Origin of the sequence: Acetobacter sp. (assembly GCF_022483985.1) — a bacterium.
In the GTDB taxonomy this organism is placed as follows: Bacteria; Pseudomonadota; Alphaproteobacteria; order Acetobacterales; family Acetobacteraceae; genus Acetobacter.
This window is the reverse complement of the sequence record NZ_JAKVME010000001.1, coordinates 887,361-899,356: the sequence shown is the minus strand read 5'-3', so window position 1 is coordinate 899,356 and position 11,996 is coordinate 887,361. Positions and strand designations below refer to the sequence as shown.

The 11,996-nt window shown below is 56.3% G+C and carries 12 protein-coding genes and 2 tRNA genes; 9 read left to right on the top strand and 5 right to left on the bottom strand.

The annotated features are described in order from the left end of the window. Nucleotides 1-12: 12 nt before the first annotated feature. From gpt to LKE90_RS03940, 5 genes are all read left to right on the top strand, one after another. Nucleotides 13-495 (top strand): xanthine phosphoribosyltransferase, encoded by a 483-nt coding sequence (gene gpt, locus LKE90_RS03960; protein WP_291491582.1) that lies wholly within the window; start codon nt 13-15, stop codon nt 493-495. A gap of 5 nt (nt 496-500) precedes the next feature. Then, nucleotides 501-1,421: an N-acetylmuramic acid 6-phosphate etherase gene (locus tag LKE90_RS03955; RefSeq protein WP_291491581.1), complete on the top strand. Its 921-nt coding sequence runs from the start codon at nt 501-503 to the stop codon at nt 1,419-1,421. A 15-nt stretch (nt 1,422-1,436) separates the two neighbouring features. Next, nucleotides 1,437-1,513 (top strand) — tRNA-Pro (locus LKE90_RS03950). Between the two features lie 42 nt (nt 1,514-1,555). Next, nucleotides 1,556-1,861 carry an ETC complex I subunit gene (locus LKE90_RS03945; protein WP_291491580.1) on the top strand — a complete coding sequence of 102 codons (306 nt, stop codon included), beginning with the start codon at nt 1,556-1,558 and terminating at the stop codon, nt 1,859-1,861. A gap of 74 nt (nt 1,862-1,935) precedes the next feature. After that, nucleotides 1,936-2,012: transfer RNA gene (locus LKE90_RS03940), tRNA-Arg, on the top strand. 673 nt (nt 2,013-2,685) lie between these two features. On the opposite strand, the gene LKE90_RS03935 is transcribed toward LKE90_RS03940, so the two are convergent. The 3 genes from LKE90_RS03935 to LKE90_RS03925 all read right to left on the bottom strand — a co-directional run bounded on the left by LKE90_RS03935 (nt 2,686) and on the right by LKE90_RS03925 (nt 5,049). Then, a complete protein-coding gene (locus LKE90_RS03935) occupies nt 2,686-4,098 on the bottom strand; it encodes a Tad domain-containing protein (RefSeq protein ID WP_291490974.1) in 1,413 nt (470 codons plus the stop codon). A gap of 85 nt (nt 4,099-4,183) precedes the next feature. Continuing rightward, on the bottom strand, nt 4,184-4,744 hold the full coding sequence (locus tag LKE90_RS03930; RefSeq protein ID WP_291490973.1) for a LolA family protein: 561 nt from the start codon (nt 4,742-4,744) through the stop codon (nt 4,184-4,186). Beyond that, the gene (locus LKE90_RS03925; protein ID WP_291490972.1) at nt 4,741-5,049 is read right to left on the bottom strand and encodes a BolA family protein; all 309 of its coding nucleotides are present in this window, start codon (nt 5,047-5,049) and stop codon (nt 4,741-4,743) included. The genes LKE90_RS03930 and LKE90_RS03925 overlap by 4 nt, the downstream gene beginning before the upstream one ends. A gap of 85 nt (nt 5,050-5,134) precedes the next feature. On the opposite strand from LKE90_RS03925, the gene LKE90_RS03920 reads away from it, so the two are divergent. Genes LKE90_RS03920 through LKE90_RS03910 form a run of 3 tightly spaced genes read left to right on the top strand, consistent with a single transcriptional unit; the run spans nt 5,135 to nt 8,694 of the window. Then, entirely contained in the window at nt 5,135-5,740 is a 606-nt protein-coding gene (locus LKE90_RS03920; protein ID WP_291490971.1) for a J domain-containing protein, read from the top strand. A 42-nt stretch (nt 5,741-5,782) separates the two neighbouring features. Beyond that, nucleotides 5,783-6,775: a cobaltochelatase subunit CobS gene (gene cobS / locus LKE90_RS03915; RefSeq protein ID WP_291490970.1), complete on the top strand. Its 993-nt coding sequence runs from the start codon at nt 5,783-5,785 to the stop codon at nt 6,773-6,775. A gap of 20 nt (nt 6,776-6,795) precedes the next feature. After that, a complete protein-coding gene (locus LKE90_RS03910) occupies nt 6,796-8,694 on the top strand; it encodes a cobaltochelatase CobT-related protein (protein ID WP_291490969.1) in 1,899 nt (632 codons plus the stop codon). Here LKE90_RS03910 and LKE90_RS03905 read toward each other — a convergent pair. Beyond that, nucleotides 8,683-10,161, bottom strand: a complete 1,479-nt coding sequence (locus LKE90_RS03905) for a pyridoxal phosphate-dependent decarboxylase family protein (protein ID WP_407066027.1) — start codon at nt 10,159-10,161, stop codon at nt 8,683-8,685. The genes LKE90_RS03910 and LKE90_RS03905 overlap by 12 nt on opposite strands. Before the next feature lie 138 nt (nt 10,162-10,299). Here LKE90_RS03905 and LKE90_RS03900 point away from each other — a divergent pair, with 138 nt between their 5' ends. Next, nucleotides 10,300-11,091: an alpha/beta fold hydrolase gene (locus LKE90_RS03900; RefSeq protein ID WP_291490968.1), complete on the top strand. Its 792-nt coding sequence runs from the start codon at nt 10,300-10,302 to the stop codon at nt 11,089-11,091. 44 nt (nt 11,092-11,135) lie between these two features. Here LKE90_RS03900 and LKE90_RS03895 read toward each other — a convergent pair whose 3' ends face one another. Then, on the bottom strand, nt 11,136-11,978 hold the full coding sequence (locus LKE90_RS03895; RefSeq protein WP_291490967.1) for a DUF1217 domain-containing protein: 843 nt from the start codon (nt 11,976-11,978) through the stop codon (nt 11,136-11,138). Between the last annotated feature and the right edge of the window lie 18 nt (nt 11,979-11,996).

Genomic DNA, 11,996 nt, shown 5'->3' with positions numbered 1-11,996 from the left:
AGACGCGGTGCGATGGCGACGACTTATGCAACAGTGACCTGGGACCAGCTACACCGCGATGCCCGCACTTTGGCGGAAACCCTCATGTCGAAGGGGCCTTTCAAAGGCATTGTGGCCATCACCCGCGGCGGTCTGATCCCTGCCGCCATTCTCGCCCGTGAACTCGATTGCCGTCTGATCGAGTCAATTTCCGTTGTGACCTATGATGAAGAGTCAAAGGGCACTCCAGAAATAATCAAGGATCCTCAGGCTGCCGGAGACGGCGAAGGCTTCCTTGTGGTGGATGATCTTGTCGATTCCGGCATCACCGCGCGCGTCGTCCGCGAGCGTCTGCCGAAAGCCCTGTTTACCTGCCTTTACGCCAAGCCGACGGGCAAGCCCCTGACCGACCTGTTTGTCATGGAAGTGCCGCAGGATACGTGGGTGCTCTTTCCGTGGGATACAGCGCCCCTGTTCATCGCGCCTCTCGCCAAAAAAGCGACGAACGGGAACTGAGGCCGATGACCGCCTCCCTGCCCGCGACGGAGAATGCAGACCCAGCCTTTCTGGAGTACGACACATGGCCCGTCGCAACCCAACTGACAGCGCTCTGGCAATCCCAGCTTGCGGCAGCGGCGGTTGTGTCCTCCGCCCTGCCCGCTCTGACTGCTGCGGTTGAAGAGGCCCTGCCCCGCCTGAAAGCTGGTGGACGGCTGGTTTATGCTGGCGCGGGCAGTTCAGGTCGTCTGGCGGCACAGGACGGAGCGGAGTTGGAGCCGACCTATAACTGGCCGACCGAGCGGATGTGTCTTCTGATAGCGGGAGGCCGGGAGGCTCTGCTCAATGCCGTTGAAAACGCCGAGGATGACGCGGCGGCGGGCTGTGCTGAAGTCGAAGCGATTGTACTGACCCCCAATGACGTTGTGGTCGGTATCGCAGCCAGCGGCAGAACACCCTACACCGTTGCCTGTATCAAGGCGGCCCGGGCTGCTGGCTCGCTGACCGTGGGCATCGCCAATGTGCCAGACACAGCCCTCCTGCTTGCTGCGGAACACGCTGTTTTCGTTGGCACCGGGGCCGAGCCGATTGCAGGCTCGACACGCATGAAGGCCGGCACAGCCCAGAAGATTGTTCTGAACCTGCTGTCCACCTCTCTCATGACCGGACTGGGCCGTGTCTACAGGGCGCGGATGGTCGATATGCGCAGCCGAAACGCCAAATTGCGTGAACGCGCTGTCCGTATGGTTATCAACCTCACGGACTGTAGCGAAGAGAACGCCCGAATCGCGCTTGAACAGACAGAAGGCCATGTGAAACCAGCGGTTCTGATAGCGCTTGGCGCCGGGAAAAAGGCGGCTGAGACAGCCCTTTCCCAGTCTGACGATAATTTGCGTGTCGCTCTGAGCCGATTGGGGCTTGCCAGAACCTCTCTCTGCACATAGGTTCCGCCGCAGGTTCGGGGCGTGGCGCAGCCTGGTAGCGCGCCTGTTTTGGGTACAGGAGGCCCCCGGTTCGAGTCCGGGCGCCCCGACCACTTTTCGACACGGTCTCGTTGAAAGCAACGGAGTGGCGAGTGATGACAGCAAGAATTTACAAGCAGCCTAAAAGTGCGGGACAGTCTGGGCTTTACGGTGCCCGCAACTGGATTTTCGAATACGGCCAGTCCGCTCCGCATCGTCCAACTCCCCTCATGGGATGGACCGGAAGCAGCGACACCAAAGCTCAGGTGAGACTGAAGTTCGGGAGCCGTGAAGAGGCGGAGGCCTATGCCCGCCGTCACGCCATTCCTTATAAGGTTGAACCGACAGTAGAGCGTATTCGCGTTCCCAAGGTTTATGCGGATAATTTCGCAACGGACCGTATCCAGAACTGGACGCACTGAAGTTTTCCAACGGCTCTTGTTTTTTCTGCTGGAACAACGGATAAAACGCCAGCCGGTCTTCCAGACGGTTCTGTGCGCCCTTAGCTCAGTTGGATAGAGCAACAGCCTTCTAAGCTGTGGGCCGCTGGTTCGAATCCAGCAGGGCGCACCAGTTTTCTGCGGTTTTCTTCAGTAAAATTTGCACTTGGTTTGCAACGGCGATGGGTAACCGTTCCATATCTGCTCATTTTCTCTGAAATCTGCCCTCTCCTACCGCTACGAATTTCAGGGTCTGACAAACCTTGTGACGCTTCCATGTCGGCAAAACCTAAGTGCGGCATGATCACGTCACTCATTGTCCCCCCCCCCCCCCCCAGCGGCTCATATACATCAGGTCGATTTCACTAAATTGTGGTTACGGCCAGCAAGTGCTTGGTTTGCTTCTGCTATCTGTTTCGTCAATTTACGGTTACGCCATAAAATCCATGCAGTAGCGATGTCGGACAAATCGTAGATATTGCTAGCCAGACTTCTTTCGTCTGTTATCAAGGCTTGTCTGGGTTAGTTATCCCTTCTTCGCTTTGGAGATATTTGCTTCTGACGTTCAGGATAACTCTGGTAAAAAATCCTCATCAGAAAGAACCGATGATTTATAACCGATTCACCAGTTTAACTTTATCCATTCAAACTAAATTTTTTCTGCCCGCCTCGGACAATGTTTGTAAGTAACTGAATTACAAAACAAAATATTCAATCATGAAATATATACACAAATAAATCTATTTAATTAATATACTAAAATTTATCACAGAAATTATTTAAACCATTCCAAGCAAATTCCAATTTCAATTATTACCAACAAGTCGCAAGGAAACATCATTCATGATGGAACTGAATATCGATGAAATAGCATTTTTAATGGCGGGACCATCATCTGCTTCAAAAAAATCTTCAGGGGCTGACGCGCAGGATTGCATGGTTCCCTGCATCGAACCTGCCCCGGTCCCCATAAAAGGATTGACCATATAATCATTAATTGAATAGTACGTGGCCCATACAGAGAAAAACTTTATACCGCTATCCTTGATTTTTTGGCAGGCTGAACTGTAGTCCACATTTACAACACGATAGCGCGTATTGGGGTCACTGTAGACATCGGTATAACCATCCCACACATCCTGAGCGCCATCAGACAGAAAGACGAAGTAAGTTTTTTTCTTTTCCGATGTTGATCCATCTCCTATGTTACTTATCATTGATAGAGATTTATTTAAATATTCGGACATATTTGTATAGCCGTAGTTATAATTTTTGAAATCAAAAGGAGCGCTGCCACTGTTTTGCGCGTTCGACCACTGAGTCGCGTTTTCAACATCAATGGACGAGGCTGCACTGACGGCAGATTGCATGTCTGATGTCGGAGAAAGTATCTGATTGAAATTTGTACCGATCGTGCTGATACTGACAACGATCTTGTCAGGATATTTTGCAGAATACTCTGACATATCCTGCATAAATTCCTGTATGGCCTGATTGACGTAATCTATCTTAAGATTGATCCCCTGCTGTTTTGCATAGGTCCGCATATCGCAAGGCCATTTTCGTGATGATGATTTACGCGATCCCGGAGCATAGCAACTTTCCGTAGATACCCCATAACCATTGGGATCATGGCAAGCGAAGACACACTGGCTGCTACCGTTTTCCAGAGTCGAAATGGCCGCCGGATCTCCTCCGATCGCCATGGAATTGGAAATGTCCACAACGAAGACAATCTGGAAATAGGACTCACCTTCATCCATCGCCGCTGTCGATTTTACTGTTAGCGGACTACCGGCGTAATCAAGCAGGTTCGGAATCAGCAGGCTGGGTGTATACGAAAGGGAAACGGATACTGAGCCGGAAATGGAAGAAGCCGGAACATACTTCACGACAATCGCTGGAACAGGAGAAATTCCAGCGATCTGGGCGTTCTGGGTTACAGACTGGGTAGCCGTCGTCTCAGCAATCTGCTGGGCTGCCGCTTCCGCCCCGCTATCACCCATATGACTGAACATGTAGTTGTTGGCAGCTTTTGTCGCAGACAAGGCGGCTGAATCGGTAAAGGCCTGCAATTTTGTTTTTGTCGCTACCAACTGGGAATAATCAATTCCAACAGCTATCGCAGTCATAATCACAAGAGAGCCGAGCGCGGCGAACACAATAACGCCGCCGGACTGATCCAACAGAAATTGTCGCAATAAAAAATTTCTGAACAAGACTGCATCCACATATAAAACAGCTTGTTAAGATAACGATTTAATTATTAACGACTAGATAATTCCATGCAGTTTCTTCTGTATATTAGTCAGAAAAATCCAGCGTTATGACATGTTGCCGGTCATCGACAATAATAAGTCCGGACAGCGCCAGCCTTGCGCCATCATCCCTGAAACGCAAGGTCAGCAGACCATCTGACATCCGATCCGTTCGGGCAACGGAGACCTGAAGCATCGCCACTTCACGTCGCACCGCCGTCACGGTCACAGCCCCCTGCATACGGATCGGGTGAGCAAGCAGCAGGCCGAGCGGTGTATGAGAGAGCCCCATACGAGTCACTGCGCCTGTCTGGGGATTATCCAGAACGAGATGTCCATCCCCCGCCGTCAGGACCATTCCTTTCGGATTGGTGTAATCCAGCTTCAGATGTCCCGGCTCATAATGAAGCATCCCCGCACCCTGATTTCCATCTGGCCAGGTCTGCACAAACGAAAGATCCAGATGGGTCAGGCCATTCAGATACTCCTCCACCCGCGCTACGGCCTGCTGCTCCTGCACAGTCAGGGCGAACGGAGACGTCTGAGCACAGGCCGTCAGCGCCAGACCTGACAGCAGCAGGCTTCGGCGGGAAAGCAGCCGTATCATGCCGTCACCTCTGAGGGCGTGTTCAGTGTCAGGGCCAGCGCGTGCAGACCATCGGCGAACTCGGAATCGAGATATTTGTGAACAAGCCGGGAGCGGGCAACACGCGAAAGCCCCGCAAAGGCGTCGCTCACAACCGTCAGGCGAAAGTGCGTTTCAGACGCTCCTTCCTGCGGCCCGCGTGGGCGTGCGATGTGATGCGCATGCCGATCACTCTCGTCGATAATCTCGATACGGGCTGGAACAAGCTTCTCCTGAAGAAGCTCCATCACGCGCTGCGCCCTTGGACCTGTCGCCACACCTGCCATCGCCTTAATCTCCTGCCTTCTGTATGCCACTCTCCGTCAACAAGCCTCTTGCATCCGGACCATCGTGGCACACATAACAGGCTGCATGAGCAGACGAAACACACGTCATCGGGCATTTGACCCCGATCCGGATGCCCCGAGGCAATGTTGCGACGCCCCCGGCTGCGAGCAGGAGGCAGGCTATCGCGCGCCCCGGTCCCGCGATAGCCTGAACGAGTATTTCTGGTTCTGTCTTCAACACGTTCGCGAGTACAACGCACGGTGGGACTATTACAAAGGCATGAGTTCGGCACAGATTGAAGCCCATCTGCGGGCCGACATGTCGTGGGACCGCCCCTCATGGAAAATCGGGCATATAGGTCAGAAAGGATTCAACGAGGAAGACGTCCTCGATCCACTCGACATTCTCCGGGCCTCCCGCGCCGATCGCGCCCGCCGCCATCGCCAGTCCCGCGAGCCGAAAACCCCGGAGCCCCTGCGCGAACCACTCGTCGCAATGGGATTGCGCTGGCCCGTGTCCCTTGAAGAAATCAAGGCACGCTACAAGACACTGGCCAAAAAGCACCATCCGGATACCAACCACGGTGATCCACACGCCGAGGAGCGCCTGAAAGTCATCAACGTGGCCTATTCAGCCCTTCGCGCGCATTTCACCTCCAACATCGACAGTAACCTCGAAAAATCTGCCTGACCGTGGCAGGGTTCCCCCCGCACATTAACGAACGGATGCACCATGAACGCTGAGTCTGCTGACCTGATACCAACATCTGCGATCTCGGTCCCTGACCTGGAGGTCTCGGCGCGTGAGGTTTTCGGAATTGACAGCGACCTCAAGGTTCCAGCCTTCTCGATCCGCACCGAGCATGTGCCTGAGATCGACACCAGCTACCGGTTCGATCACGACACGACACTCGCGATTCTGGCGGGATTCGCGTTCAACCGCCGCGTGATGGTGCAGGGCTTCCACGGCACCGGCAAATCCTCCCACGTCGAACAGATCGCCGCCCGCCTGAACTGGCCGTGCGTCCGCATCAATCTCGACAGCCACGTCTCGCGTATCGACCTGATCGGCAAGGACGCCATCGTCCTGAAAGACGGCCAGCAGGTCACCGAGTTCCGTGAAGGACTGCTCCCGTGGTGTCTCCAGCACCCCTGCGCCCTCGTATTCGACGAATATGACGCAGGTCGTCCGGACGTGATGTTCGTCATCCAGCGCGTGCTGGAAGTGGACGGCAACCTGACCCTGCTCGACCAGAACCGCGTCATCCGTCCCAACCCGTTCTTCCGCCTGTTCGCCACGGCCAACACTGTCGGCCTCGGCGATACGACCGGCCTCTATCACGGCACGCAGCAGATCAATCAGGGACAGATGGACCGCTGGAACATCGTCACCTCCCTGAACTACCTGCCACACGAGCAGGAAGTGGCGATCGTCACCTCCAAGCTGGGGGTTTCCGCCGACGACAAGAAGATGCGCCAGACCATCGACAACATGGTCGCTCTCGCCGGGCTGACACGGTCGGGCTTCATGGCCGGCGACATCTCCACCGTCATGTCGCCGCGCACGGTCATCGCATGGGCCGACAATCTCCGCATCTTCGGCGATCTGGCCTTCGCGTTCCGGGTGACGTTCCTGAACAAGTGTGATGAAGCCGAGCGCAGCATGGTGGCTGAGTATTACCAGCGCTGCTTCAACGCCGATCCTTTGGGCAAGCGCAAGCACTGACGACAGGAAAAAGACAGGACATGGCCGAACGTCCCCGTTCTTCCCAGACTCCTTCCACGGTGAACGATGCGGCTGACAAGGCCGAGGCGTTCCGGCGTGCGACGGTCGGGGCCATTCGCGCCATGGGCGGACGGCCTGACACCAATGTCACCTTCCACTCCGGCAACATGCCGCCGGGGCCGCTGGATCAGGAAGGACCAATCCGCCTGCCCCAGCCGTCACGCCATGCGACGGATGAGGAAGCGACCCGCATCCGTGGAGCCGCTGATTCCGAAGCGCTGAAGATCAGGCACCACGACGCGGAATTTCATCGGTCCCACCAGCCTGACGACGGAGCGGCCCGCGCTGCGTACGACGCGCTTGAACTGGCGCGCGTCGAAGCTGTCGGCTCCCGCCACATGCTTGGCGTGGCGGCCAATCTGGACCAGAAGCTGGAGCAGGAATGCCGCGACCTCGGCGTGTCGCACATGTCGAGCAAGGAGCAGCTTCCCACTGCCTTCGCTCTAGGGCTTCTTGCGCGCGCCAAAATCAGCGGACGGCCTGTGCCGGAGATTGTCCGTCCTCTGCTTGACGACTGGAGCCGTACGCTTTCACCCGATGCCCTGAAAGCGCTTGAGGCGCTCAATGCCGTTCAGGATGATCAGGCTGCCTACTCCAGAGCCTCGCAGAAGCTGATGGCCGCCTGCTCTCTCGTCGAACTCGACAGCGAGAAGCCGGAAAACGATGAAGACGGGCAAGATGATGCGACCGGAAAGGATGAGGACGGCGCGGAAGAGCCATCTGCCTCGCCGGAAGAACAGCCTCCCACTGATGAAACGGAAGAAGATCAGACGGGAGCCGAGCCACAACTGATGGATGGCAGTGGCGAAGCTGGTGATCCGGATGAGACTGCTGAAACCGAATCCGGCGACACCGATGGTTCCGGAGATCCTTCCGGTCCCAATGAAGGACGGCCCGCCACTCCCGGTGATACGGCTGCCGGGTATCACGCTTACACCAGTCAGTTTGATGAGGAAGTTGCCGCAGAGGATCTGTGCGACGAGGATGAGCTGACCCGCCTACGCCAGCAGCTCGACATTCAGCTTGCCTCTCTGACGGGCGTGATTTCCAGACTGGCCAATCGTCTCCAGCGCAAGCTTCTCGCCCAGCAGACCCGTTCATGGAATTTCGATCTGGAAGAGGGCATCCTTGATGCCGGACGCCTGTCACGGATTGTCGTCAACCCGACCCTCTCCCTGTCCTACAAGCAGGAAAGTGAAACGGAGTTCCGTGATACCGCCGTCACACTTCTGATCGACAATTCCGGCTCCATGCGCGGACGGCCGATTTCGGTAGCCGCGATGTGTGGCGATATTCTCGCCCGCACGCTTGAGCGTTGTGGTGTGAAGGTCGAGATTCTCGGCTTCACGACGCGCGCGTGGAAAGGTGGTCAGAGCCGCGAGAAATGGACAGGTGACGGCAAGCCGAAAAACCCCGGCCGCCTGAATGACCTGCGACACATCATCTACAAGGCGGCCGATACTCCTTTGCGACGCGCCCGCCGCAATCTCGGCCTGATGCTACGGGAAGGTCTTCTGAAGGAAAATATCGACGGCGAGGCGCTTCTGTGGGCGTCCCGTCGTCTGCGTAGCCGTCCGGAGCAGCGGCGCATCCTGATGGTCATCTCCGATGGCGCGCCCGTGGATGACAGCACTCTCTCGGCCAATCCGAGTTCCTATCTGGAAGACCATCTGCGTGAGGTCATCACAGCCATCGAAAGCCGCAGTGAGATCGAACTGATTGCGATCGGCATCGGACATGACGTGACCCGTTATTACCGCCGCGCCGTCACCATCACGGATGCTGAGGAACTCGGCGGCACAATGATGAAAAAACTATCCGAACTGTTCGACGAGGGCACGAGACGCTCAGGCAGATAAGCCTGAGCGACGTTTTGCGGCAAGGCTCAGAACGGCGTCCACCATCCGATCAACATCCGCCGCCATTGTCCTGTGATTGACGATGGCGGCCCGTATCACAAGACGCCCGTTGACCCGTGTCGTCGAAGGGACCGCCAGACCGGACTCCTGAACGTCCTTCACCACCTCGCCGTTCAGATGATCAAGCTGTTCATCCGTCAAGGCAGGATCAAGAAGCCGGAAGCAGACGATATCCAGCGTAACGGGCGCCATCAGTTCAAGTGCCGGTTCGGATGAAACCCGGGACGCAAGGTGTCGGGCAACGGCGCAGCAATGATCCACCATCCGGCCAAGCTGATCTGTGCCGTAAACGGACAGCGTCGCCCAGACTTTCAGCGCCCTGAATCCCCGTGAGAGATCAGGCCCAAGATCACAGAACCACGGCGCACCCGCCGCCACGCCCCGATCCTCCCGCGAGAGATAGGACAACGTCTGTGCGAAGGCCGCAGCGTGTCTGGCCGGGTCCCGCACGATTACACAGCCGGCGTCATAGGGCACCTGAGCCCATTTGTGGAAATCGAACGCAAGGCTGTCCGCTTTTTCAAGACCTGACAGAGCCTTCCTGAAATCCGGAGAGAGTGCCGCCATAGCCCCGAAAGCACCGTCAACATGGAACCAGAGTTTTTCCTCGGAGGCGATTTTGGCAATGGTGTTCAGGGAATCAATCGCACCCACATCAACGGTCCCCGCCGTTCCGACCACCAGAAACGGTTCCAGACCGGCTTTCCTGTCTGCGGCAATCATGGTCCTGAGAGCCGCCGTATCCATGCGGAAAGACCCGTCGAGAGGAACCAGGCGGAGCGCGTCAGAACCGAGACCGGCAAGATCGAAGGCCCGGCTGACGCATCCATGAGCGCTGCGTGCGGCATAACCCACCAGCGAACGCCGACCCACACCGTGTTCTCTAAGGGACAGGCCATCTTCCGCGGATCGGCTGGCGACGATGACCGCGATAAAATTCGCAATGGAAGAACCTGTGACAAACAGACCGGACGCTGTGTCCGGGAACCCCATCAGGGTCGCCGCCCAGCGGATGACCATGCGTTCGACTTCCACGGGCGCATGATCCCGGCCTCCGAGATTGGCATTCAGCCCGGCCGCCAGCATCTCCGCCAGCATGCCTACAGGCGTGCCGCCTCCATGCACCCATCCCATAAATCCCGGATGGCGATTTCCGACACTGTAGGGAAGGACCTGCTCCCTGAATGCCTCCCCAAAAGCCGCTATGTCCATTCCATGATCAGGGACCGGCGCATCACGAAAACCAGATCGTATATCGGTGGGCAACGGCTGCCAGACAGGCTGTTCCCTGATATCGCGAAGATTATCGAACATCATGTCGAGCAGGTGATGTCCTGTGGCCCGAAGCCTGTCCCAGTCTGCTCCCTGCGGGTCGAGAGAAAGGAACGGGTCGGTATCATCCATCATAAAAAGGCTTTCGCAAGAAATGGGCTGGCGGGAAACTTAGCCGATCACTACGCTTTCATACAGAACTGAGCTGATGGAAACCAATGCAGGCCAGCATGATGCCTGTATTGGTTTCCACAATCTGGAGCGAGGCCATACATGCTGTTCGACGGTTTTGCTCTCACTTCCATGACTGTAAACGGCGTTTCTTACCGTTTCTGTCTTGGTGGCAGCGGGTCTCTGCTCGTGCTTCTGCATGGTCGGCCGGAGACACACGCCATGTGGCACAAGGTGGCCCCTGCCCTTGCCTCGCACCACACGGTACTCTGCCCGGACTTGCACCCGGAACGCTCCCTATCCCAACAGGCGGAAGATTTACTCGCTCTCGCGGACAGTCTCGGCCATGACAGCCTCATTCTGGCGGGACAGGATTATGGAGCGCGGGTCGCGTGTGAAGTCGCCGAGTTGGAACCATCTCGTGTAAAGGCGCTGATTCTGCTGGAAGCCCTGCCCGGCCCTGACCACACAGGCCGTGACGATATGGCGTTTTCCCTTGCACAATATGAGAGCTGCTGGTTCGGTCAGCTCCATCCGAAGCCCGAGGCCAACGCCGTCCAGATACCCGCCGAATGGCTGGATACCGCCCCTGTCGGCGACAGTTTCTTCTCTCCCGAGGCGGTTAAGGATTATCTCTCCGCACCGATATGGCGAAGCAGGACGCCGTTTTCATGGCCAGTGTGCCGTCCGGACCTGCACTGTCCCGTTCTTGTTCTCTGGGGAGCAAAAGGCCGTATTGGCGGCTGGTACAACCCTGTCCTCCCGTGGGAGGCCGTCTCAACCAGCATGGTGAAGGGACACGCACTCCCGGGCGAGCATTTTCTTCCAGAAGAAGCACCGGAAGAGACGCTTTCGGCCATTCAGGACTTTCTGACCACGTTACCTGTGAACTGAAGCCGAAATCTTTCCGCTCAGAACACCTCTGCTCTTCCCCGCTCCTAGCCGAACAGCGAGGTGACCAGAGATGTGCCGCTGGAAGTAATGCCGAACAGGCTGAGAGTTGGATCGCTGGAACCATCCGAACCATAAAGCGACAGCATTGTGGCTGGCTTGGTGACCGTCTGCGGATTGAACTGAAGGATCGCCAGATAACGCTCTGCGTATTTCTGGATACTCGCCGCAGATGAAAAATCCGAAGCCTTGTATGTTTTTTCAATCAGGCGCTTCTGTTCGTCATAATCCAGAACACCAAACTGCGTTGGATTGTATCCACTGACAGTTTCAACAACTTTCAGAAGCGTGGAGTCAGACATGATCTGATTGACTGACATGCCTGTCGTCATTGTTCTTGTGAAATAAAGGGCGTTACCAACGCCAGACGTGCTCTGCTGAGCTTCCAGCGCCGTTTCATAAGATTTTTCTTCATATTTCGTGACAATCGAATCAATGGCCGACTGATCAGCGAAAGGCGATGTCGTGGACGCCGAGGAACCGCTTGTGTTGAAGGCTGAAAAGGCTTTTGCAAAGGCCGTCCAGGCCGCATTCCCTGACTTGGCGGACACCGACTTGGAAGATGTCGGGTCCTGCGTGAGCAGGTCTTTCACCAGCGCTGTGGAGTTCTGGATTGACCCAAGCCCATAGGCCCCGAGCACAACGGAAAGCGCCTTGTAATTTTTCATCAACTCGGCGGCGGAGGTGATCGTCACGGCATCCTTCTCAAAGGATGAGGTGTAGTTTGTCACCGTCGCATCTGTTTTGGCGTAATCGGCTGCTGATTTCGCCTCGTCCTTGAGATCATGCTGATAAAGGGCGACAGGCGAAAGACCGGTGATAACAGACATTGCAGACCTCCATCAGCC